23 protein-coding genes are annotated in these 21,928 nt (G+C 72.4%); 10 read left to right on the top strand and 13 right to left on the bottom strand.

Features of this window, described 5'->3' with window-relative positions; genetic code table 11:
- Nucleotides 1-133: 133 nt before the first annotated feature.
- Nucleotides 134-604: a nitroreductase/quinone reductase family protein gene (locus AB0J21_RS21795; RefSeq protein ID WP_363147721.1), complete on the top strand. Its 471-nt coding sequence runs from the start codon at nucleotides 134-136 to the stop codon at nucleotides 602-604.
- On the opposite strand, the gene AB0J21_RS21790 is transcribed toward AB0J21_RS21795, so the two are convergent.
- On the bottom strand, nucleotides 588-1,907 hold the full coding sequence (locus AB0J21_RS21790; protein WP_363147719.1) for a geranylgeranyl reductase family protein: 1,320 nt from the start codon (nucleotides 1,905-1,907) through the stop codon (nucleotides 588-590). The two genes, AB0J21_RS21795 and AB0J21_RS21790, sit on opposite strands and share 17 nt — an antisense overlap.
- A 168-nt stretch (nucleotides 1,908-2,075) precedes the next feature.
- On the opposite strand from AB0J21_RS21790, the gene AB0J21_RS21785 reads away from it, so the two are divergent.
- The gene (locus tag AB0J21_RS21785; RefSeq protein WP_363147718.1) at nucleotides 2,076-3,440 is read left to right on the top strand and encodes a dipeptidase; all 1,365 of its coding nucleotides are present in this window, start codon (nucleotides 2,076-2,078) and stop codon (nucleotides 3,438-3,440) included.
- A gap of 85 nt (nucleotides 3,441-3,525) precedes the next feature.
- Nucleotides 3,526-4,221 carry an MBL fold metallo-hydrolase gene (locus AB0J21_RS21780; RefSeq protein WP_363147717.1) on the top strand — a complete coding sequence of 232 codons (696 nt, stop codon included), beginning with the start codon at nucleotides 3,526-3,528 and terminating at the stop codon, nucleotides 4,219-4,221.
- A gap of 60 nt (nucleotides 4,222-4,281) precedes the next feature.
- On the opposite strand, the gene AB0J21_RS21775 is transcribed toward AB0J21_RS21780, so the two are convergent.
- Both AB0J21_RS21775 and AB0J21_RS21770 read right to left on the bottom strand, forming a co-directional pair.
- Nucleotides 4,282-4,827, bottom strand: a complete 546-nt coding sequence (locus AB0J21_RS21775) for an AAA family ATPase (RefSeq protein WP_363147716.1) — start codon at nucleotides 4,825-4,827, stop codon at nucleotides 4,282-4,284.
- 68 nt (nucleotides 4,828-4,895) lie between these two features.
- Nucleotides 4,896-5,993: an NUDIX hydrolase gene (locus tag AB0J21_RS21770; RefSeq protein ID WP_363147715.1), complete on the bottom strand. Its 1,098-nt coding sequence runs from the start codon at nucleotides 5,991-5,993 to the stop codon at nucleotides 4,896-4,898.
- A gap of 249 nt (nucleotides 5,994-6,242) precedes the next feature.
- Between AB0J21_RS21770 and AB0J21_RS21765 the strand changes: the two genes are divergently transcribed.
- Together AB0J21_RS21765 and AB0J21_RS21760 are read left to right on the top strand one after the other, a co-directional pair.
- Nucleotides 6,243-6,428, top strand: a complete 186-nt coding sequence (locus AB0J21_RS21765) for a hypothetical protein (RefSeq protein WP_363147714.1) — start codon at nucleotides 6,243-6,245, stop codon at nucleotides 6,426-6,428.
- A 240-nt stretch (nucleotides 6,429-6,668) separates the two neighbouring features.
- Complete coding sequence (locus AB0J21_RS21760; protein ID WP_363147713.1) at nucleotides 6,669-7,004, top strand: hypothetical protein; 336 nt, start codon at nucleotides 6,669-6,671, stop codon at nucleotides 7,002-7,004.
- A 171-nt stretch (nucleotides 7,005-7,175) separates the two neighbouring features.
- Here the strand turns inward: AB0J21_RS21760 and AB0J21_RS21755 are convergent, their stop codons facing one another.
- A complete protein-coding gene (locus tag AB0J21_RS21755; RefSeq protein ID WP_363147712.1) occupies nucleotides 7,176-8,138 on the bottom strand; it encodes an ROK family protein in 963 nt (320 codons plus the stop codon).
- 130 nt (nucleotides 8,139-8,268) lie between these two features.
- Between AB0J21_RS21755 and AB0J21_RS21750 the strand changes: the two genes are divergently transcribed.
- The gene (locus AB0J21_RS21750) at nucleotides 8,269-9,306 is read left to right on the top strand and encodes a LacI family DNA-binding transcriptional regulator (RefSeq protein WP_363147711.1); all 1,038 of its coding nucleotides are present in this window, start codon (nucleotides 8,269-8,271) and stop codon (nucleotides 9,304-9,306) included.
- A gap of 60 nt (nucleotides 9,307-9,366) precedes the next feature.
- On the opposite strand, the gene AB0J21_RS21745 is transcribed toward AB0J21_RS21750, so the two are convergent.
- Complete coding sequence (locus AB0J21_RS21745; RefSeq protein ID WP_363147710.1) at nucleotides 9,367-10,104, bottom strand: SDR family oxidoreductase; 738 nt, start codon at nucleotides 10,102-10,104, stop codon at nucleotides 9,367-9,369.
- Between the two features lie 146 nt (nucleotides 10,105-10,250).
- Here AB0J21_RS21745 and AB0J21_RS21740 point away from each other — a divergent pair, with 146 nt between their 5' ends.
- Nucleotides 10,251-10,823, top strand: coding sequence for a helix-turn-helix domain-containing protein (locus tag AB0J21_RS21740; protein WP_363147709.1), 573 nt, complete (start codon nucleotides 10,251-10,253; stop codon nucleotides 10,821-10,823).
- Here AB0J21_RS21740 and AB0J21_RS21735 read toward each other — a convergent pair.
- The 4 genes from AB0J21_RS21735 to AB0J21_RS21720 form a co-directional block, all read right to left on the bottom strand.
- Complete coding sequence (locus AB0J21_RS21735; protein ID WP_363147708.1) at nucleotides 10,807-12,123, bottom strand: aldolase/citrate lyase family protein; 1,317 nt, start codon at nucleotides 12,121-12,123, stop codon at nucleotides 10,807-10,809. The genes AB0J21_RS21740 and AB0J21_RS21735 overlap by 17 nt on opposite strands.
- A 161-nt stretch (nucleotides 12,124-12,284) precedes the next feature.
- A complete protein-coding gene (locus AB0J21_RS21730) occupies nucleotides 12,285-13,247 on the bottom strand; it encodes an electron transfer flavoprotein subunit alpha/FixB family protein (protein ID WP_363147707.1) in 963 nt (320 codons plus the stop codon).
- Nucleotides 13,248-13,358: 111 nt separating this feature from the next.
- Entirely contained in the window at nucleotides 13,359-14,144 is a 786-nt protein-coding gene (locus AB0J21_RS21725) for an electron transfer flavoprotein subunit beta/FixA family protein (protein WP_363147706.1), read from the bottom strand.
- Between the two features lie 195 nt (nucleotides 14,145-14,339).
- Nucleotides 14,340-14,654, bottom strand: a complete 315-nt coding sequence (locus AB0J21_RS21720; protein ID WP_363147943.1) for a thioredoxin family protein — start codon at nucleotides 14,652-14,654, stop codon at nucleotides 14,340-14,342.
- A gap of 394 nt (nucleotides 14,655-15,048) precedes the next feature.
- Here AB0J21_RS21720 and AB0J21_RS21715 point away from each other — a divergent pair, with 394 nt between their 5' ends.
- Entirely contained in the window at nucleotides 15,049-15,777 is a 729-nt protein-coding gene (locus tag AB0J21_RS21715; protein ID WP_363147705.1) for a lysophospholipid acyltransferase family protein, read from the top strand.
- Between the two features lie 59 nt (nucleotides 15,778-15,836).
- Here AB0J21_RS21715 and AB0J21_RS21710 read toward each other — a convergent pair whose 3' ends face one another.
- Genes AB0J21_RS21710 through AB0J21_RS21700 form a run of 3 tightly spaced genes read right to left on the bottom strand, consistent with a single transcriptional unit; the run spans nucleotide 15,837 to nucleotide 19,095 of the window.
- Entirely contained in the window at nucleotides 15,837-16,925 is a 1,089-nt protein-coding gene (locus AB0J21_RS21710) for a low specificity L-threonine aldolase (protein WP_363147704.1), read from the bottom strand.
- Complete coding sequence (locus AB0J21_RS21705; protein WP_363147703.1) at nucleotides 16,904-17,671, bottom strand: SDR family oxidoreductase; 768 nt, start codon at nucleotides 17,669-17,671, stop codon at nucleotides 16,904-16,906. The genes AB0J21_RS21710 and AB0J21_RS21705 overlap by 22 nt, the downstream gene beginning before the upstream one ends.
- Nucleotides 17,672-17,697: 26 nt before the next feature.
- Complete coding sequence (locus AB0J21_RS21700) at nucleotides 17,698-19,095, bottom strand: DUF6421 family protein (protein WP_363147702.1); 1,398 nt, start codon at nucleotides 19,093-19,095, stop codon at nucleotides 17,698-17,700.
- 304 nt (nucleotides 19,096-19,399) lie between these two features.
- Here AB0J21_RS21700 and AB0J21_RS21695 point away from each other — a divergent pair, with 304 nt between their 5' ends.
- Complete coding sequence (locus AB0J21_RS21695; protein WP_363147942.1) at nucleotides 19,400-20,062, top strand: glycerophosphodiester phosphodiesterase family protein; 663 nt, start codon at nucleotides 19,400-19,402, stop codon at nucleotides 20,060-20,062.
- 78 nt (nucleotides 20,063-20,140) lie between these two features.
- Here AB0J21_RS21695 and AB0J21_RS21690 read toward each other — a convergent pair whose 3' ends face one another.
- Nucleotides 20,141-20,689: a GNAT family N-acetyltransferase gene (locus AB0J21_RS21690; RefSeq protein ID WP_363147941.1), complete on the bottom strand. Its 549-nt coding sequence runs from the start codon at nucleotides 20,687-20,689 to the stop codon at nucleotides 20,141-20,143.
- Between the two features lie 238 nt (nucleotides 20,690-20,927).
- On the opposite strand from AB0J21_RS21690, the gene AB0J21_RS21685 reads away from it, so the two are divergent.
- The gene (locus AB0J21_RS21685; protein WP_363147701.1) at nucleotides 20,928-21,836 is read left to right on the top strand and encodes an aquaporin; all 909 of its coding nucleotides are present in this window, start codon (nucleotides 20,928-20,930) and stop codon (nucleotides 21,834-21,836) included.
- The last annotated feature ends 92 nt before the right edge of the window (nucleotides 21,837-21,928 follow it).

Here is a 21,928-nt window from a genome sequence, read left to right as displayed (position 1 = left end):
TTGTAAGGATCATCCGTCCCTGTCATGCTCGATCCCGCAAGCGAGAGCACTGCTCTCGTCACAGCGAGTACTGCTGCGCGGGCAGGCGCGGCGTCCGCCGTGCCTGCCCGCCACCGACCAGGGGGTCTACCGCATGTCCGTCAACGAACCCGCGTCCGCACAGCCCTACTACCTCGCCCCCGCCGGGTTCAGCGCCCGCGTCAACCTGGTCGCCGGCTGGCTGGCGCGGCACGGCGTGAGCCTGCTGGGCACGGCGGAGCTGTCCGTGCGAGGCCGTACGAGCGGCAGAACGCAGCGCGTCCCGGTCCACCCGCACCGCCACGGCGGCAAGCAGTACCTGGTGTCGGCGCGGGGGCACGGGCAGTGGGTGAGGAACATGCGGGTGGCCGGTGGCGGAGAGCTGCGGGTGGGGCGCAGGCGGAGCCGGTTCACGGCGGTGGAGGTCCCCGTGGCGGAGCGTCCCGAGGTGCTGCGCAGCTATCTGAAGAAGTGGGGCTGGGAGGTCAAGGGCTACTTCCGGGGCGTCACGGCCGATGCCTCCGAGGAGGAACTGGCGGCGGCCGCCCCGGACCACCCGGTGTTCCTGATCAGCGTGGAGCGGTAGCCCCGGTCCCGTCCTCCGCCTCGCCCTTGGCGGCAGGCACCGCCGCGGGCTCGTCCTCGGCCTGCGTGACGCCGCCGTTCCTGGGGTGCGGGTCGAGGACCTGGAGGGCCCGGCCCGCGAGCGGGTGGCTGCGCACGAGTTCGCCGAGGGTGGTGGCGCCGCGGGTGATGCGGGCGAAGGCGTTCCACGCGGGGCGCACGCTGGTGAGCGCGGTGTGGAACAGGCCGGGGCGCCGTTCGAAGATCGACAGCATCCGGCGGCCGACGGCCATCTCCACGCCGAGACCGGCCTTGACGGCGAAGGCGTAGTTGAGGGCCTGACGGCGCGCGTCCACCGCGTCGTGCGACTCGGAGACCCGCACCGCCCACTCCCCCGCGAGCCGCCCGGAGCGCAGCGCGAAGGAGATGCCCTCGCGCGTCCAGGGCTCCAGGAGACCGGCCGCGTCGCCCGCGACGAGCACCCGGCCCCGGGACAGCGGGGAGTCCTCGCTGCGGCAGCGCGTCAGGTGGCCGGAGGACACGCTCGGCTCGAAGCCGGCCAGGCCCAGGCGGGCCACGAAGTCCTCCAAGTACCGCTTGGTGGCGGCGCCTTCGCCCCGTGCGGAGATGACCCCGACGGTGAGGGTGTCCCCCTTGGGGAAGACCCAGCCGTAACTGCCGGGCAGCGGACCCCAGTCGAGGTGGATGCGGCCGGCCCAGTCGGCGGCGACGGTCTCCGGGACCGGGATCTCCAGCTCAAGACCGAGGTCGACCTGGTCGAGCTTGACCCCGACATGTGCTCCTATCCGGCCGGCACTGCCGTCGGCTCCGACGACCGCGCGGGTCAGCAGCGTCTCGCCGCTCTGGAGGACGACGGCGACGGTCCTGCGGTCCGGCACGGCGGGACCGTGCTGTTCGACACGGGAGACGGCGGCACCCGTGCGCAGCTCGGCACCGGCCTTCTGCGCCGCCTCGACCAGACGGAGGTCGAACTCGGGGCGGTTGACCAGCCCGAAGAGCATCTGCCGGGAGCGGCGGGTGCGGCTGAAGCGGCCGTCGAGCGTGAAGGTCACGGCCCGGACCCGGTCCTGCAGGGGAAGCTCGAAGCCGGGGGGCAGGCTGTCCCTGGACGGGCCGATGATGCCGCCCCCGCAGGTCTTGTAGCGGGGCAGTTCGGCCTTCTCCAGAAGCAGGACGCGCCGGCCGGTGACCGCTGCCGCGTACGCCGCCGAGGCGCCCGCGGGGCCGGCTCCGACGACCACGACGTCCCACACGGTACGGGGGGTCGCCGTCTGTGCGTCGTCCGCTGTGTTCTCGCTGCTCACGATGTGCTTCTGCTCCCGATCCGGCGGTTGGTCGCTGAGTGTCACCCGGTTTTCCCGGGCATCCTACGGCGGGTGTCCCCCGATTCCGGCTGTGGGAGGATCGAGAGATCATTCGCTGAACGTACACACGTACGCAGATACAACGTCGCATCCCTCTGGAGCGTGCCCATGTCGCCGAATCCGATCGCGGAATCCGTCGCCTCTCTCATGCCGGAGGCCAAGCGGGAGCTGACCGAGCTGGTCGCTTTCCGTTCCGTGGCGGACTGGGAGCAGTTCCCGCGGAGCGAGTCGCAGGGCGCGGCGGACTGGGTCGCACAGGCGCTGCGCGCCGAGGGTTTCGAGGAGGTCGCCCTGCTCGACACGCCGGACGGCACCCAGTCGGTCTACGGCTGCCTGCCCGGCCCCGAGGGTGCGCCGACGGTCCTGCTGTACGCGCACTACGACGTGCAGCCGCCGCTGGACGAGGAGGCGTGGCTGACGCCGCCCTTCGAGCTGACCGAGCGCGAGGGGCGCTGGTACGGGCGTGGCGCGGCCGACTGCAAGGGCGGTGTCGTCATGCACCTGCTGGCGCTGCGCGCGCTGAAGGCGAACGGCGGGGTCCCCGTCACCGTGAAGTTCGTCGCGGAGGGTTCCGAGGAGCAGGGCACGGGCGGTCTGGAGCGGTACGCCGAGGCGCACCCCGAACTGCTGCGCGCCGACACGATCGTGATCGGGGACTCGGGCAACTTCCGGGTCGGACTGCCGACGGTCACCTCGACGCTGCGCGGGATGACGATGGTGCGGGTCGAGGTGAACACGCTGGCGGGCAACCTGCACTCGGGCCAGTTCGGCGGAGCGGCGCCGGACGCGCTGGCGGCACTCGTCCGCGTCCTGGACTCCCTGCGCGCCGAGGACGGTTCCACCGCGGTGGACGGGCTCGACGCGGACGCGGTGTGGGACGGACTGCAGTACGCGGAGGGCGACTTCCGCAAGGACGCGAAGGTGCTGGACGGGGTGGAGCTGACCGGCTCCGGCACGGTCGCCGACCGGATCTGGGCGCGGCCCGCCGTGACGGTGCTCGGCATCGACTGCCCGCCGGTCGTCGGCGCCACGCCCTCCGTGCAGGCGGGCGCGCGGGCTCTGGTGAGTCTGCGGGTGCCGCCGGGGACGGACGCGGCGAAGGCCACGGAGCTGCTGTCCGCCCACATCGAGCGGCACACGCCGTGGGGCGCGCGGGTGACGGTCGAGCAGGTCGGGCAGGGCCAGCCCTTCCGAGCGGACACGACGAGCCCCGCGTACGCGGCGATGGCGCGGGCCATGGGCGCCGCCTACCCGGGTCAGGAGATGCAGTACGCGGGACAGGGCGGCTCCATTCCCCTGTGCAACACGCTGGCGGCGCTGTACCCGCAGGCGGAGATCCTGCTGATCGGGCTGAGCGAGCCGGAGGCGCAGATCCACGCGCCGAACGAGAGCGTCTCGCCCGAGGAACTGGAGCGCCTGGCAGTCGCCGAAGGGCTGTTCCTGCGGGACTACGCCACGGCCGCCTCCGCCTGATCCGGGCCGCCGGCCGCTCCCTGGCACCACTGCGCTCACAGCGAAGTGAGACCTGCCCGGCGGCCGGCCTGCGTACCGTTCCGGCATGGACGTCATCGCCGTACAGCCGCGCTTACATCTCTTCCGCTTCCCGGTGGGCCAGGCGTATCTCTGGTCGGACGACGGGGAGCTGACACTGATCGACTCGGGCACGGCGGGGGCCGCCGAGGAGGTGGTTCTCGGGATCCGGGCGCTCGGTCTGGACCCGGAGCGGCTGGTCAGGATCGTCCTGACGCACGGGCACGAGGATCACTGCGGCGCGGCGCAGGAGCTGACGCGGCGCTTCGGCGCGGAGGTGCTGGCGCACCGTCTGGAGGCGTCGGCGATCAGGGGCGAGGAGGCGTTGCCGCCCCCCGTGCTGCTCGACTGGGAGCGGCCTCTGTGGGAGCGGACCCGGGGGCTGCCGCCCGCGCCGCCCACGGAGGTGGACCGCGAACTGGAGGACGGGGACCCGCTGCCCTTCGGCGGCGGCGCCCGGGTCGTCCACGTGCCCGGGCACACACCCGGGAGCATCGCCGTTCATCTGCCCGTGCACGGGGTGCTGTTCACCGGGGACACGGTCGCCTCCGTGGAGCGCGTCACGCTGGGGGTCTTCCACGCGGACCGCGAGGACGCCCGGGCCTCCCTGCGCCGCCTGTCCGTGCTCGGTCCCGGCGTCCTGTGCTGCGGGCACGGGGACCCGGTGACGGGAAACGCGGCGGCGGCCCTGATCACCGCCGCCGAACGGGACGCGGACCTCTGACCGCTGACGCGCCGAGCGGGACGCGGGCCTCCGGCCGCCGGGACAGCGGCCGGGCGCCGCTCAGTGCCGTGGCGTCCCGATCGCGGCGGCGAGCGCGCCCACGTCGACCGGGACCGTCGTGTCCACGCGGTGCACCGGTCCCAGCTCCAGAGGCCGGGCGCCGCGCGCCCACAGCGCCCAGTCGCCCTCGTGTCCGCCGGGCCGCTCGGGATGGACGGGGTGGCGGCCGGCGGCCCGCGTGGTGCAGCGGGCGCGGGCCACGTCCACGGGGACCTCGCACCACACCTCGTGCACGAGGGTGATCCCGGCGCGGCGCAGCCCGCTCCGCACGAAGGGCCGGGTGTGCGCGAGCCACGGGCTCTCCAGGACGGCGTTGCCGGCCGCTCCCGCGAGGAGAGTCCAGAGCGTCTCGGCGGCCGCCGTACCCAGTGTCCTGCTCCACTCGCGGTCGTCGCAGTGCGCCGGCCGGAGCGGGCCCAGGGTGTCCGCGAGGGTCTCCTTGACGGCGTCCTTGCTGAACAGCGGGGAGCGCAAGTGCGTCGCCAGGGCCCGGGCGAGCGTCGTCTTGCCGGCTCCGGGGAGCCCGTTGACCAGTACTGTCGGCATGCGGGCAGAGTAGAGGCGTCCGGAGCCGGAGGAGACGTGCGAAGGGGCCGGGGCGGCGAACGCGCCGGTCACGGAAGCCGTACGCCCACCGGAACCCCTCGTTCGAGGTACAGGGCGGAGCCGCGTTCCCGGGCGCGCAGGGCCCAGCGCAACCGCGCGTACCGCACCGGGGGCAGCATCGTCGCCGCCTCCGCCTCGGTCGCGAAGCGGCAGTCCCGCAGCTCGGGCCCCGGCAGGAGGACGCCGTCGGCCTGCGGAGCGTCGAGCCGGCCGCCGTCGAAGAGCAGGCGCATCCCGCCGTATCCGGGCGGGATGGGCGGCTCCCAGTCGACGACGAGCAGCCGGGGTGTCCCGGCGAGCCGTATGCCGGTCTCCTCGGCGACCTCGCGCACGCCGGCGAGCGAGGGGGCCTCGCCGTGTTCGACGACTCCGCCGGGAAACTCCCAGCCGGGTTTGTACGTCGGGTCGACCAGGAGGACGCGGTCCTGGTCGTCGAAGAGCAGGACGCCGGCAGCGAGCGTCTCGGCGGAGGGTTCGGGCGTCTGGACGATGTCGCAGGCCCCGGCCGCCCCGCTCGACACCGCGCGGGCGACGGCCTCGGCGGTACGGCGCGGGCCCGTCGGGTCCGCAGGCACGGGATGGGCGTCCTGTCCCAGCCACTCGCCGACGGCGGCGCGGTAGGCGGCCAGTTCGGGACCGGGCTCCTCCTCGGGCCGTTCACCGGGCGCGGGCTGGGTGGTGCCGGGCGGCGCGCCGGGGGCGGGCGCGGGGACGCGCGGGGCCCCGTCCTCCTCACCGGCCTTCGCCCAGGCCCGCAGGATCGTTTCCTCGAACTCGACCCGCACATGGCACACGGCGATCCGGCGGGAGGCGAGCCCGCCGAAGAGCGTGTCCCTGACGTCCTGTCGCAGCAGCGGCAGCGGGACGACGAGATCGCCGCCGACCTCGGCGATCAGGGCGGCCGCGGTGTCGATCACCAGCCGCCGCCAGATGGGCAGTTCCCTCAGATCCCCGGCCTCGGCGAGCCGCTTGTGCGGCAGCAGCTCGGGAAGCCTCCCCGTGACGGTCTCGGGATCGAGGAGCGTACTGTTCGGGAGCAGGTCGACCAAGTCCCGCGCAACCGCGCGCGCCGCCGTCGCGGACGCTCCGTTGATCCAGACGATCACGGGTCCCCCCTCTCTTCGTGGCCCCCTGTGGCTTGCCCGGAACACACCGTGGGGGAAACCCCCGGGCGGCCGACGGACCGCGAGTCGGCCGCCCCCGTCCCACACGGGTTCGGCGCACGGCCGGGAAGAAGCTGCGCCGCAGGGCGTCTGCCCCGGGCATTCCGGGGCAGACGGAGGGAACGGCCTTGGAATCACGGGTCGTTCACGGTGAACGGGGCGGGGTGCCCCGATGGTGGAGGTGTGGACCTCATGAACGCGCATCAGATTCTGGAACGTTTCCCCGCCGGTGGGCCGCGGGGCAGCTGGCCCGCCGAGGAGTTCGCGGCCCGCAAGCGCAGCGCGGGGTTCGCGGCCGAGGTCGTGATGGACCTGGCCACGGACGACTACCTCGTGGTGGCCCGGTCGCAGCGGGACGCCACCGCCGGGGCCAACTGACGCGAGGGGCGGCACCGCCCGGCGCCGTCCCCGGCAACAGGGCGGACGGGCCCGCGGGCGCGGATCGGTCCGCCCCGAGGCGCGGCAGGTGTGTGACGGTGCGCGGTACGGGCGCAGCGTCGACCGAACGTACCGGGAGCGCCCACGGAGGACGGACGTTTCGGCGATATCGCCCGCGGCGGCACATCCGCACGGCAGGCTGTCCTCGCGGACAGATCCACTCCTACGCGAGGACGCACCATGTCTCACGCCCCCTCCGGCCTGCCCGGCGCCGGGACCGGTCACTTGAGCGCAGCTCTGCGGGAGGAACTCGCCCATCTGTGGCGGGACCTCGACGACGCCCGTCACGGCGCCGCCAACGGGTACTGGTCGATGCGCTGCGACTGGCTGGTGAGTCGTATCAAACGCATCACGCCGCTGGTCGGTCCCACCCCCTGGCAGCAGATCCAGGCCCCGCTCCTGGAACAGGGCATCTACCAGCGGGTGCACGCCGAACTCGGAGTCGAGGCGCCCGTGGATCTCGCCCTGCTCGCCGAACACCGCGAGGGAGAGCCGGTGGTCCCGCACCAGCACTGACGGCCTCCGCACCGCCCAGGCCCGCGCCTGTCGCGGTGCGCAGGACGGAGGGCCGATGTCCTTACTTCCGCACGCGCCCCGGGCGCGCCACTCTCCTGCGGCACGCGCCAGGGGCCGGGACGACGGTGGACGTGCGGGCGGCTGCCGTCCGTCCCGGCCGGGTGGAAGCGGTCAGCCGGCCCGGCCCGGACGCCCGGTGGAGCCGGCCGCCTCCTGAAGCGCCCCGGCCGCCGCACCGACGAGGCCGGCGTCGTTGCCCATCTGCGCGGGCACCACGGTCAGCCCCTGCACGAAGGACAGCGTCGCGTAGTCCTTGAGCGCCTCACGCAGCGGCGCGAACAGCAGGTCGCCCGAGTTCGCCACGCCGCCGCCGATCACCGCGATGTCGATCTCGACGAGGGTGGCGGTGGCGGCGATCGAGGCCGCGAGCGCCTGGGCGGCACGCTCGAAGGAGGCCCGCGCCACCGGGTCTCCGGCTCGCGCGGCGGCCGCGACCCCGGCCGCCGTGGCGTCACCGTCGGGCCCGGGGCGCCAGCCGTTGTCCAGCGCCCTGCGGGCGATGTTGGGCCCGCTCGCGATGCGTTCGACACAGCCCCGTCCTCCGCAGGGGCACGGATCGCCGTCCAGGTCCACGCTGATGTGACCGATGTGGCCGGAGTTTCCGGTGGGCCCGGGACGGACCGCGCCGCCCAGCACCAGCCCGCCACCCACCCCGGTCGACACGACCATGCACAGCGCGTTGTCGTGCCCGCGCGCCGCCCCCTGCCAGTGTTCGGCGGCGGCGATCGCCACTCCGTCGCCGACGAGGCTCACGGGCAGATCACCGATGATCTTGCCGACCCGTTCCACGAGCGGGAAACCGCGCCAGCCGGGGACGTTCACGGGGCTGACCGTGCCGTTGAGGGCGTCCACGGGTCCCGCGCTGCCGATACCCAGGGCGCGCACCCCCTCCCAGCGCGCGTCCTCGGCCAGTTCGCCGAGCACGGCGGCCACGGCCCCCATGACGCTCTCGCCGTCCTCCTGCGCCCGCGTGGGCCGCTGGGCCCGCACAAGAATCCCGCCCCGGTCGTCGACCAGTGCTCCAGCGATCTTGGTGCCGCCGATGTCGAGCGCGGCGACGAGGTCCGTGTGCATGCGTGTCCGAATCTTCCTGGTGAAAGCAGTGGAGACAACTCGACGTCCAGTATCTCCCGGCACTGACAACGTTGTCTAGGTTCTATGCTCGACGCCACGCCCCTGACGACAACAGGACAGGACCACACTCGTGGCAAAGACCGCCCGCCGCCCCGTGAACCGCTACGGGAACCGACCGACGATGAAGGACGTGGCAGCGCGGGCCGGGGTCGGCCTGAAGACAGTCTCCCGCGTGGTCAACGGAGAACCGGGGGTGACCCCCGACACCGAACGCCGGGTGCAGGAGGCCATCGACGCCCTGGGCTTCCGGCGCAACGACAGCGCCCGCGTTCTGCGCAAGGGGCGTACGGCGAGTATCGGCCTGGTCCTGGAGGATCTGGCAGACCCGTTCTACGGTCCGCTCAGCCGCGCGGTGGAGGAGGTGGCCCGCGCGCACGGGGCGCTGCTGATCAACGGATCCAGCGCCGAGGACCCCGAGCGCGAGCGGGAACTCGCGCTCGCGCTGTGCGCGCGGCGGGTGGACGGCCTGGTGGTGATCCCCGCCGGCGACGACCACCGCTACCTCCAGCCGGAGATCGCCGCCGGCGTGGCCACGGTGTTCGTGGACCGCCCCGCGGGCGGCATCGACGCGGACGTGGTGCTGTCCGACAGCTTCGGCGGCGCGAGCGAAGGGGTGGCCCACCTCCTGGCCCACGGCCACCGCCGGGTCGGCTTCATCGGTGACATGCCGCGCATCCACACGGCGGCGGAGCGGCTGCGCGGCTACCGGGCCGCCCTGGAGGACGCGGGTATCGCGCCGCAGGAGGGCTGGGTCTCGCTGGGCGTCACCGACCCCGACCGGGTGGCGCAGGCCGCCCTGACCATGCTGAGCGGTCCGGATCCGGTCACGGCGATCTTCGCGGGCAACAACCGGGTCACCGTCACCGTCGTACGGGTCCTGACCGAGCATCCGCGCCCGGTGGCCCTCGTGGGCTTCGACGACTTCGAACTCGCCGACCTCCTGCGCCCCGGCGTCACGGTCGTGGCCCAGGACGCGGCTCAGCTCGGGCGTACGGCGGCGCAGCGGCTGTTCCAGCGCCTGGACGGCGCGGTGAACCGGTCCGAGCAGTTCTTGCTGCCCACCCGGCTGATCGCCCGCGGCTCGGGCGAGATCCGGCCGGCGGCCTGAGACCCGGCGTGGCCGCGGCGCGTGCCGCCTGCCCTGCCCGGACGGCGCGGTTCCGTCCGCTCAGTCCTGCGCCGTGGGGCGTACGACGATCTCGCCCACGTCGACGGTGTCCGGCTGCTCGACAGCGAAGGCGATGGCGCGGGCCACCGCTTCCGGCGGGATGGCGATGTCCTCCATCCGTTCGCTGATCCGGGCCCGGACCTCGGGGTCGGGCATGGAGTCGGCGAACTCCGTGCGGACGAAGCCCGGCGAGACGACGGAGACGCGCAAGCCGGCTCCGGCCTCCTGACGCAGGCCCTCGGAGATCGTGCGGACCGCGTTCTTGGTTCCCGCGTACACCGACTGGAGCGGGACGATCCGCAGTCCGGCGGTGGAGACGGTGTTGACGAAGTGTCCACTGCCCTGCTCCCGGAAGACGGGGAGCGCGGCGGCGATCCCGTACAGGACGCCCTTGAGATTGACGTCGATCATCTCCTCCCAGTCGTCGACGCGCAGTTCGTCGAGCGGGGAGATGAGCCCGACCCCGGCGTTGCTGACCAGGACGTCGATTCCGCCGAAGCGCTCCCTGGCCCGTCCCACCAGGGCCTGGAGGTCGCCGCGGCGGCGTACGTCGGTGGGCAGCCAGGCCGCCTCCCCGCCGGCCCTCTCGATCCGCCCGGCCAGGGCCTCCAGTCGCTCCGGGCGGCGTGCGCCCAGGACCGCCTTGGCGCCGCGCTCGGCGAACAGGAGGGCGGTCGCCTCACCGATGCCGCTGCTGGCGCCGGTGATCACCACGACCTTGCCTTCGATTCCTGACATGACGGTCAGTCCTTACGCAGGAGGGAAAAAGAGCAGGCCACGGGTACGGGGTATGCCCTACTGTGAAAGCGGAGACGCCCCCGCTTCGGTTCGAGAGTAAGTGGAGGCGTCCCCACTTAGCAAGCGGGGAGCGAGGGGAGCCGGGGATGGCACAGGAGGCGGGGCGTCCGCTGCGCGCCGACGCGCGGCGCAACCGGGAGAAGATCCTGGCAGCGGCGGTGCGGGCGTTCACGGAGGAGGGGCTCGACGCCCATCTGGAGCGCATCGCCAAGGAGGCGGGCGTGGGTTCGGGCACGCTGTACCGCAACTTCCCGACCCGGGAGGACCTGATCGAGGCGGCGCACCGCAACGAGGTGGCCCGCCTGTGCGACGCCGTTCCCGGCCTCCTGGAGACCCTGCCGCCCGGGGAGGCGCTGCGCGCCTGGACGCGGCGTTTCATCGACTACGCGACGGCCAAACGCGGCATGGCGCGGGCGCTGTCCGCCGTGGTCGACGCGGGCACCAACCCGTACGCCGACAGCCACCGGCTGATCCAGGAGGCCCTCGACACCTTGATGCGGGCCGGGGTCGCGGCCGGTGAGATCCGCTCCGACATCCGTCCCACCGACATGTTCGCCGCCCTCGCGGGCATCGCCCTCACCTCCGCCGCGCCCGAGCAGCGGGAACAGGCGGAGCGGCTCCTCGATCTGACGCTGGACGGGCTCAGGCCCCCCAGTTGAGGACCGGGCCCGCGGGCTGGGCGCGACCCGCGAAGCGCTCCAGTTCCGCACGGCCGAGACCGGCGGCCGCGGTGACCTCCGCGAGGTCGAGGGCCCCGCAGTCGAGGCCGCGCAGGAGGTGACCGCTCAGGGCGCGGGCCGTCGCCGGTTCGTCCAGGACGTCGCCGCCCGTGCGGGAGGCGTACGCCGCGAGGCGTTCGGCGGTGCGGGCGAAGTCCTCGCGGTAGAAGGTGTAGACGGCCGCGTAACGGGTCGGCAGATGCGCGGGGTGCATGTCCCAGCCCTGGTAGTAGGCGCGGGTCAGCGAGCGGCGCACGAGGTCGTGGTGCAGCCGCCAGGCCGCGTGGACCCGGTCGGTGGTGCCCACCGGGAGGACGTTGGTCGAGCCGTCGGAGAGCCGCACCCCCGTCCCGGCGGCGGCGAGCTGCATGACGGCCTTGGCGTGGTCGGCCGCCGGGTGGTCCGGCGACTGGTGGGCCGCGCCGACACCGAGCGCGGCGCTGTAGTCGAAGGTGCCGTAGTGCAGGGCGGTCGCCCGGCCCTCCGCGGCCTCGATCATGCGGGCGACGGTGGCCGTGCCGTCGGCGCCGAGGACGGACTGGGAGGTCTCGATCTGGATCTCGAAACCGATACGGCCCGGGGCGAGACCGAGCGTCTTCTCGAACTGGTCGAGCAGCCGGGCCATCGCGGTGACCTGCTCGGCGTACGTCACCTTGGGGAGGGTCAGCACGAGGCCGTCCGGCAGTCCGCCCGAGGCCTCCGCGAGCGTGCTGAGGAAGATGTCGAGGGTGCGGATGCCGCGTTCCCGGACGGCCGCCTCCATGCACTTCATCCGGACGCCCAGGGTGGGCGGGGTGCGGGCCGGGTCGGGCGCGGCGCAGGCGGCGGCGGCCAGCCGGGCCGCGCGGGCGGCGTCGGCGTCCTCCTCCGCGTCGGGTCGCAGCCCGTAGCCGTCCTCGAAGTCGATGCGGAGGTCTTCCACGGGCTCGGCGAGGAGCTTGGCGCGCACCCGCTCGTACACGGGCCCGGCGTGTTCCTGGGGCAGATGGAGGACGGCGGCGAGCGTGTCGGCGTCCGGGGCGTGCGCGTCGAGTGCGGCGAGGGCCTGATCGCCCCAGGTGCGGACGGTGTCGGCGGTGAAGCCGTCGGCGGGGACGTACACCGTGTGCACGGGCTGGCGGGTGCCGGGGTCGCCCGGGTAACGGCGGATCAGGTCCTCGTCCACCGCGGCGAGCAGGGCGGCGATCCGGGAGACGGTCCGCTCGTCGAGACTCGTGCGCACTGCGTCCTGTCGGCCCATCGGGCCCCCTCCCGCTCCAGGTCAACAATCTGTTGAAGGAACCTAGTCCGGGGCGAGGCGCGCGGTCAATGGTGCCCGACGAGGCACCGGGCCCGGGTCCGTGCGGCGTTCCCGCCGTACGAACCCGGGCCCGGTGCCTCGTCGGGCACGAACGGGGCGGGTCAGCCCTTGCGCGCGGTGACCTCTTCGGTCAGCTGCGGGACGACGTTGAACAGGTCGCCGACGACGCCGTAGTCGACCAGCTCGAAGATCGGCGCCTCCTCGTCCTTGTTGATCGCGACGATCGTCTTCGAGGTCTGCATGCCCGCGCGGTGCTGGATCGCGCCGGAGATGCCGGAGGCGATGTAGAGCTGCGGGGACACCGACTTGCCGGTCTGGCCGACCTGGTTGGCGTGCGGGTACCAGCCCGCGTCCACGGCGGCGCGGGAGGCGCCCACGGCGGCGCCGAGCGAGTCGGCGAGGGCCTCGATGACCGAGAAGTTCTCGGCGCCGTTGACGCCGCGACCGCCGGAGACCACGATCGCGGCCTCGGTCAGCTCGGGACGGCCGGTGGACTCGCGCGGGGTGCGCGAGGTGACCTTGGTGCCGGTCGCCTTGTCGGAGAAGGAGACCGCGAGCTCCTCGGCCGCACCGGCCGCCGGGGCGGGCTCGACGGGCGCCGAGTTCGGCTTGACGGTGATGACCGGGACGCCCTTGGACACCTTCGACTTCGTCGTGTACGAGGCGGCGAACACCGACTGGGTGGCCACCGGGCCGTCGGCGCCGGCCTCCAGGTCGACCGCGTCCGTGATCAGGCCGGAGCCGATCCGCAGCGCGAGGCGGGCGGCGATCTCCTTGCCCTCGGCCGAGGAGGGCACGAGCACCGCCGAGGGGGACACGGAGTCATGAGCGGCCTGGAGGGCGTCGACCTTGGGAACCACCAGGTAGTCGCCGAACTCGGCGGCCTCGGAGGTGAGGACCTTGACCGCGCCGTGCTCGGCGAGGGTGGCCGCCGTGGCGCCGGCACCGGGGCCCAGCGCCACCGCGACCGGCTCGCCGATGCGGCGGGCCAGGGTCAGCAGCTCCAGTGTCGGCTTGCGGACGCCACCGTCCACGTGATCGACATAGACAAGTACTTCAGCCATGGGAATGCTCTCCTGCGCGTGCGAGAAGTGAGAGAGGAAACAGGGAGGGGGCCGGGGGCGGACACGGACGGAACGGGGTGTCCGGGCGGCCCCGGCGGGCCGGCTCCCGGATCAGATGAACTTCTGACCCGCGAGGAACTCGGCGAGCTGCTTTCCGCCCTCGCCCTCGTCCTTGACGATCGTGCCCGCCGTGCGCGCCGGTCGCTCGTCGGCCGACTCGACCTTGGTCCAGGAGCCTTCGAGACCGACCTCGTCGGACTCGATCTCCAGGTCCTCCAGGTCCCAGGACTCCACCGGCTTCTTCTTCGCGGCCATGATGCCCTTGAAGGAGGGGTAACGCGCCTCGCCCGACTGGTCCGTGACGGACACGACGGCCGGGAGCCGCGCCTCCAGCTGCTCGCTGGCCGTGTCGCCGTCGCGGCGCCCCTTGACGGTGCCGTCCTCGACGGACACCTCGGACAGCAGGGTCACCTGCGGCACGCCGAGGCGCTCCGCCAGCAGCGCCGGGAGGACACCCATGGTGCCGTCGGTGGAGGCCATGCCGCACACGACCAGGTCGTAACCGGCCTTCTCGATGGCCTTGGAGAGCACGAGGGAGGTGCCGAAGACGTCGGTGCCGTGCAGGTCGTCGTCCTCGACGTGGATGCCCTTGTCGGCCCCCATCGAGAGCGCCTTGCGCAGCGCGTCCTTGGCGTCCTCGGGGCCCACGGTCAGCACCGTGATCTCCGCGTCGTCGGCCTCGTCGGCGATTTGCAGGGCCTGTTCGACGGCGTACTCGTCCAGCTCCGACAGCAGACCGTCCACGTCGTCACGGTCCAGCGTCAGGTCATCGGCGAAGTGCCGGTCCCCCGTCGCATCCGGCACATACTTCACACAGACAACGATCCTCAAGCTCACGCCGGCTCTCCTACTGCATCGTCAGTTCTTCGCTGCGTCTTGCCCGCAGCATAGGCGCCCGAAGAGGCGGATTCCGGCTGGGGCGCCCCGCGCTCCGGCCGAAATATTACTCGCCAGTACACCCAGAATCTGCCCGCTGAGCAAGCGCTTTGAACTGTGACCTTGCCTACGCCCGCAGACGGGGCACGGCGGCGCTCACAGAGCCTCTGCCAGCGCCGCCAGCACCTGCGCCCTGCGGGGCGCTCCCGAGGCGCGCCGCACCTCACGGCCCGAGGAGTCCAGGACCAGCACCGTGGGGGTGCGCTCGACCCCGAGGGCGCGCACGAGCGCGAGGCGCTCCTCGGCGTCGACCTCCACATGGGCGACCCCCGGCACCAGCACGGCCACTTCCGCGAGCACCCGGCGTGTCGCCCGGCAGGGCTGGCAGAAGGCGGTCGAGAACTGGACCAGGGTGGCCCGCTCCCCCAAGGTGCCGTCCCATGCGGGGAACGTCCCGGCCTCCCCCTTCACGGCGTGCTCGCGCCCCTGCGGGGATGAATCCTGCGAGGACTGCTCCTGCGTCACGTACGGTCCCTTCTCGCTGTGCCCCGTCAGTATCCAGCGCCTGGGTGCGGCACCTCATTCCCCTTGACCGAGGGGCGCCCGGCACGCGCCGGGCGCCCCCTTCCGCAAAGCCGTCCAGGCAAACCACCGGGAGGAGCGGTTTACGGGCCGCGAGCGACAGAAGGGGAGGTCAGGCGGTTCCGACGTGACGAGGATCTCGTGTCGGACGGGCACCAGGGCTGGTCACCGGTTCGTTCTTCAGGCACCATCTGCGCAACGCCGCAAAACCTACGGCTGCGTAACTTACCGCCGGACACCTCGTCCCCCAGGTGTCGGCAGAGACGAAGGGTCCTCCCCACCCATGGCAGAACTCGTCTACCGCCCGGTCATCGGCCTCATGCGCACGATGTTCGCGGCGCTCGATCTCAAGATCGACTGCAAGGGTTCGGAGAACATCCCACGGACCGGCGGCGCCGTCGTCGTCAGCAACCACATCAGCTACCTGGACTTCATCTTCGACGGGCTCGCCGCTCTCCCCCAGAAGCGCCTCGTGCGGTTCATGGCGAAGGAGTCCGTCTTCCAGAACAAGGTCTCCGGCCCGCTGATGCGCGGGATGAAGCACATCCCCGTCGACCGCAAGCAGGGCGAGAAGGCGTACGCGCACGCCCTGGAGTCGCTGCGCTCGGGCGAGATCGTGGGGGTCTTCCCCGAGGCCACCATCTCGCCCTCGTTCACGCTGAAGACCTTCAAGACCGGCGCGGTGCGCATGGCGCAGGAGGCCGGGGTACCGATCGTGCCGATGGCCGTGTGGGGCACGCAGCGCCTGTGGACCAAGGGCCGGCCGCGCAACTTCAAGCGCAGCCACATCCCCGTGACCGTCCGGGTCGGCGAGCGCCTGCAGGCTCCGGCCGACCAGTACGCGGGCGCCATCACCCGGCGGCTGCGGGAGCGGGTGCAGGAACTCCTGGAGGCCGCCCAGCGCGCGTACCCGGTCCGCCCCAAGGGGCCCGACGACCTGTGGTGGATGCCGGCCCACCTGGGCGGCACCGCGCCGACCCCGGCCGAGGTCAAGCAGGCCGAGGCCGGCTGACCGGCGCGGCCTCCTGGCCGGCCCGGCGGTGACGCGGAGCCGGCCAGGAGGCCGCGGTCTCAGCGCGCCAGCTCTTCCTTGAGGGCGGCGACGAAACCGTCGACGTCCTCCTCCGTGGTGTCGAAGGAGCACATCCAGCGGACCTCGCCGGCCGGTTCGTCCCAGAAGTAGAAGCGGTAGCGCTTCTGGAGACGTTCGCTCACGTCGTGCGGCAGGCGTGCGAAGACCCCGTTGGCCTGCACCGGGTAGATGATCTCGACACCCTCGACGGCGCCCACCGCCTGCGCGAGGCGCTTGGCCATCGCGTTGGAGTGCCGGGCCGAACGCAGCCACAGACCGTCGGCGAGGAGCGCTTCGAGCTGCACGGAGACGAAGCGCATCTTCGAGGCGAGCTGCATGGACAGCTTGCGCAGGTGCTTCATGTGCCGCACGCCCTCGGGGGCGAGCACGACGACGGCCTCCCCGAAGACCATGCCGTTCTTGGTGCCACCGAAGGAGAGGATGTCCACCCCGGCGTCGGTGGTGAACGCGCGTACGGGCAGGTCGGAGGCGGCCGCCGCGTTGGCGATGCGGGAGCCGTCGAGGTGGACCTTCATTCCGCGTTCGTGCGCGTGCTCGCAGATCGCCCGGATCTCGTCCGGGGTGTAGAGGGTGCCCAGTTCGGTGGACTGGGTGATCGAGACGGCCTGCGGCATCGCGCGGTGCTCGTCCTCCCAGCCGTACGCCTGCCGGTCGATCAGCTCGGGTGTGAGCTTGCCGTCCGGGGTGGGCACGGTGAGGAGCTTGAGCGAGGCGACGCGTTCGGGGGCGCCGCCCTCGTCGACGTTGATGTGCGCGGACTCGGCGCAGATCACGGCGCCCCAGCGGTCGGTGAGCGCCTGGAGCGAGACCACGTTGGCCCCGGTGCCGTTGAAGACGGGGAACGCCTCGGCGCGCGGGCCGAAGTGCTCCCGGATCAGCTCCTGGAGATGTTCGGTGTACGCGTCCCCGCCGTAGGCGACCTGGTGGCCGCCGTTGGCGAGGGCGAGGGCGGCCAGGACCTCCGGGTGCGCCCCCGCGTAGTTGTCACTCGCGAAGCCACGTATCTCGGGGTCGTGGCGGCGGCGGGCGGCCGTCGCCACCACGGTCACGGCTTCTTGGTCAGCCACAGGCGGTTTCCGTTCACTTCCGCGGCGGGCCGCGCCCAGATTCCGGCGACGGTGTCGGCCAGTTCCTTGACGTCGGTGTAGCCCGCGAACTTCGCGCTGGGGCGTTCGGCGCGCATCGCGTCGCTCACCAGCGCCTTCACGACGAGGATCGTAGCCGCCGCGCTCGGTCCGGCCTCGCCCCCCGCCTTGCGGAAGGAGTCGGCGAGGGCGAGGGTCCACGCCTCCGCGGCGGCCTTCGCCGCCGAGTAGCAGGCGTTGCCCGAGGTGGGCCGGCTGGCCCCGGCCGCGCTGATGAGGACGTACCGGCCCCGGTCGCTGCGGCGCAGCGCCTCGTGGAAGGCCAGCGAGGTGTGCTGGACGGTCCTGATCAGCAGCTTTTCGAGGAAATCCCAGTCCATGAGGTCGGTGGCGTCGAAGGAGGCGCTGCCGCGCCAGCCCCCGACGAGGTGCACCAGGCCGTCGATGTGGCCGAACTCCTTCTCGATGCCCTCCGCCCAGCGGGTGGTGGCCGGGCCGTCGAGCAGGTCGACGGTGTCGCCGATGACGGTGGCCCCGCCGTGTGCGTAGCGCGCCGCGTCGACCCCCTCGGCCAGCCGCTCGGGGTCCGCGTCGGCCCCGACGACGGTCGCGCCCGCCTGGGCGAGACGCAGCAGGGCGGCGTGGCCGGCGGGTCCCCCGGCGCCCGCGACCGCGATGACGGCTCCGTCCAGGGTTCCTGCGCTGTCGCCGATCTCGTTGTTGTCCATACCGGTCACCTCCGGGCCGAAGTGGCTCACGCCGACGCGCTTTCCGTGTTCACCGCGGTGATGCCCCTGGTCGAGGCGATCACACTCCTGAGCTTCTTGGAAAGCGCCTCATAGAACATGCTGAGCGGAAACTCGTCGGGAAGCACCTCGTCGACGAGTTTGCGCGGCGGAAGGGACAGGTCCAGGGCGTCGGGGCCCTTGGCCCAGCGCGATCCGGGGTGCGGGGCGAGATAGCGGGAGACCAGTCCGTAGCCGGCGAACCAGTGCACGAGCTTGGGGCGGTCGATGCCCTCGCGGTAGAGCGTCTCGATCTCGGCGCACAGCTGGTTGGTGATCTGCGGGGCCCGCGCCCAGTCGATCTTCAGGGTGTTGTCGGTCCAGCGCACCACGTCGTGCTGGTGCAGGTAGGCGAAGAGGAGCTGACCGCCGAGGCCGTCGTAGTTGCGCACCCGTTCGCCGGTCACCGGGAAGCGGAACATGCGGTCGAAGAGGACGGCGTACTGCACGTCGCGGGCCTGGGCGACCCCGTCGACCTCCAGCTTCACGGCCTCCCGGAAGGCGGTGAGGTCGCAGCGCAGCTCTTCCAGGCCGTACATCCAGAACGGCTGGCGCTGCTTGATCATGAAGGGGTCGAAGGGCAGGTCGCCGTGGCTGTGGGTGCGGTCGTGGACCATGTCCCACAGCACGAAGGCCTCCTGGCAGCGGCCCTGGTCGCCGAGGAGCGCGCGCACGTCCTCGGGCAGCTCGATGCCGAGGACGTCCACGGCGGCCTCGCTGACCCGGCGGAAGCGGGCCGCCTCCCGGTCGCAGAAGATGCCGCCCCAGCTGAAGCGCTCGGGGGCCTCGCGCACCGCGATGGTCTCGGGGAAGAGGACGGCCGAGTGGGTGTCGTAGCCCGCGGTGAAGTCCTCGAAGGTGATGCCGCAGAACAGCGGATTGTCGTAGCGGGTGCGCTCCAGCTCGGCCAGCCAGCCGGGCCACACCATGCGCAGGGCGACGGCCTCGAAGTTGCGGTCCGGGTTGCCGTTCTGTGTGTACATCGGGAAGAGGACGAGGTGTTCGAGGCCGTCCTCGCGTCGTGCGGCGGGCTGGAAGGCGAGCAGTGAGTCGAGGAAGTCGGGGACACCGAAGCCGTCCTCGGTCCAGCGGCGCAGGTCGCCGACGAGGGCCTCGTGGTAGGCGGCGTCGTGCGCGACCAGCGGGGAGAGCGTCGTCACGGCGGTCGTCATGCGCCGCACGGCATCAGCCGCCTGCTCGCGGGAAGGCGCACCCTCGGCCGTGAAGTCGACGGACCCGTCCTTCGACTGCCAGGGGCGGATCTCCTCGACGGCACCCTTGAGCTCGGCCCAGGCCGGATGGCGCGTGAGACCGGAAGCGGAAGGAAGGGAACTCATCCCGGCCGGTCGCACAAGAATGTCCGTCATATCTCAGCCTCCACAGAAAAAACTCTCGTACCGCCAGCCTAGGCGGAGGCGCTTTCCCGGAACAAGGGCAGATCCGCAAAATATCCTGCCGATCCCCTTACGTACCGTCTTTTTTTCCGTGTTCACGCGTTGATCGCCAGCCTTTCGACACGGACCGGACGGGTGTGCCCCGGGGAACGCGGCAAGCTCTTCCCGCTCGCGGCAGCGGCGCGGGGAGGTCCGGGCTAGGGTCGCGTACGCACAGCAGCCGGACGGAAGCGAGACCACCGTGGAGCAGTTCCTCACCATCGGGCACCGGGGTGTGATGGGCGTGGAGCCGGAGAACACCCTCCGCTCCTTCGCGCGCGCCGAGCAGGAGGGGCTGGACCTCGTCGAGCTGGACCTGCATCTGAGCAAGGACGGCGCTCTGGTCATCATGCATGACGCGGAAGTGGACCGCACGACCGACGGCAGCGGCGCGATCGCCGACCTGACACTCGCCGAGCTGCGCGCCCTGGACGCCGGTCAGGGGGAACGCGTCCCCGTCTTCGAGGAGGCCCTCGACACGATCACGGGCCCGCTGCAGGCCGAGATCAAGGACGTCGCGGCGGCCCGGTCGCTGGCCGAGGTACTGAACCGCCGCGGTCTCGTCGAGCGGGTCGAGGTCATCTCGTTCCACGACGAGGCGCTGGCCGAGACCGCGCGCCTCGTCCCGGGGGTGCGCACCTGTCTGGTCGCGAGCCGCTTCGGCGCCGACGTCGTGGAGCGCGCGAGCGCGGTCGGCGCGATGGGCCTGGTCCTCAACATCCGGCGGATCACCCTGGAGACGGTCGAGCTGGCCCGTAAAGCGGGACTGCGGGTGACCGCGTGGACGGTGAACACGCGCGAGAAGCTCGCGCTCGCCCGGGCTCTCGGACTCGACGGGGTGACGACGGACTACCCGGAGATCCTGCGGGAGGTGCAGCGCTCCCGCGACGGCGAGGTCTGAGGCCTCCGGGCATCGCGGCGCCGGAGCCGCAGTGCGGTTTCCGGCGCCGGAAAGATCGGGCCCGAGGCCCGCGCCGCCTCAGTCCAGCGGCTTGACCAGCAGTTCGAAGGCGAGGTCGGCGCGCTGGGGAAGGCCGAAGCGCTCGTCGCCGTACGGGAAGGGCGCCAGCTCCCCGGTCCGGCGGAAACCCCGGCGCTCGTAGTAGGCGATCAGCTCCTCGCGGACGCTGATGACGGTCATCCGCATCTCCCCCACGCCCCACGCCCGCGCCTGGCGTTCGGCCTCCGCGAGGACGACCTTGCCGAGGCCGGCGCCCTGGAGCGTGGGCCGCACGGCGAACATCCCGAAGTAGGCGTGCCCGTCCCGGTGCGCGAGCTGGCAGCAGGCGACGAGTTCGCCCTCGCGCTCGGCGGTCAGCAGGACCGTACCGGGGACCTCCATGACCTCCAGCACGCTCTTCTCATCGGTGCGCCGCCCCTTGAGGAGATCGGCCTCCGTGGTCCAGCCGGCGTGGCTGCCCTCACCCCGGTAGGCCGACTGGATCAGGTCCACCAGTGCCTTCACGTCGTCCGGGGTGGCGGGGCGGAAGCGGAGTTCGGCGGAGGCGGGGAGCGAACCGGTGGTCATCATGCGGCCTTTCGGGGCGGGGCGCGGGCGCGTCCAGGGTAATCGCGCTCGCGCCCGCGGCAGGCGGCGGTGCGGGAGACGGCCGGAGTCCATGGGCGCCATGTCACTCAACGCGACATCACCCTAATGGGGCGATACCGTCTAAAAGTCATCAAAGAGGCTGGACGCGGTGCAGGACTGGAGCGGCTCCCGTGCACCTCGTCGCACCTGGCTGTCGCCCTCCTCCGAAGGGGATGTCATGAGCAGCACAACTGCCACGGTCCCGCGGGACGCTCCCTCCTCGCCGGTGCACCGGGCCCTGGACGTCGATCCGCACGCACTGGTGGCGGAGTTCATCGGGACGCTCGCGCTGGTGTTCTTCGCGGTGGGGGTGGCGATCTTCGCCAAACCCTTCGTGGGGGTCCTGGGCATCGCGCTGGCCTTCGGCTTCGTCCTGCTCGCGCTGGTCTACGCGATCGGCCCGATCTCCGGTTGCCACGTCAACCCCGCCGTCACACTGGGCATGGCCCTGGCCCGGCGCATCTCACCGGTCACGGCGGTCTGCTACTGGATCGTCCAGTTCGCCGGCGGCCTGGCCGGAGCCGCGCTGCTGGCGTGGCTCGCGAACTCCGTGCCGATCTTCAAGGCGGCCGGCCGCGGCTCCTTCGGCACGGACGGGTACGGGGCCAACTCCCTCGTGCAGATCACCGCGGGCGGCGCCTTCCTCGCCGAGACGATCCTGACCGCGCTGCTCGTCTTCGTGGTGCTGTGCACGACGCACGGCAAGGGGGCGAAGGGCCCGGCGGGCATCGCGATCGGCCTGAGCCTCGCACTGATCCACCTGCTGGGCATTCCGCTGACCGGCACCTCGGTGAACCCGGCCCGGGCCCTGGGGCCCGCGGTGTTCGCGGACAACAACGCGATGAGTCAGGTGTGGCTGTTCCTGGTGGCTCCGCTGGCGGGCGCGGTGATCGCGGTCCTGGCGCACTTCGCGACCCACGGCCTGCCGGGCACGGCCACCCCGGGCGACTCGTCCCCGGTGCCCGCGACCGAGGGCAGCGGGGCAGGCGGGGGCCCCGAGCCCGCGACGGCCTCCGAGGCGGACGCTCCCCCGGCGCGCGGTGAACGTCCGGCCCGTCCCGGTCCCGGGCAGGCCGATCTCGAATGATCCCGGCGGAACTCGACCGGGGAAGACCACCGGTCCGTGTCATGGGTGTGGGCCGCGCCGGAGGAGCGTCCGCCTCGGAGGCCGTCGCGGGC

Origin of the sequence: Streptomyces sp. NPDC049954, from assembly GCF_040656295.1 — a bacterium.
In the GTDB taxonomy this organism is placed as follows: Bacteria; Actinomycetota; Actinomycetes; order Streptomycetales; family Streptomycetaceae; genus Streptomyces.
Note: the sequence above shows the minus strand (reverse complement) of the source record. Positions and strands in the feature narration are given on the sequence as shown.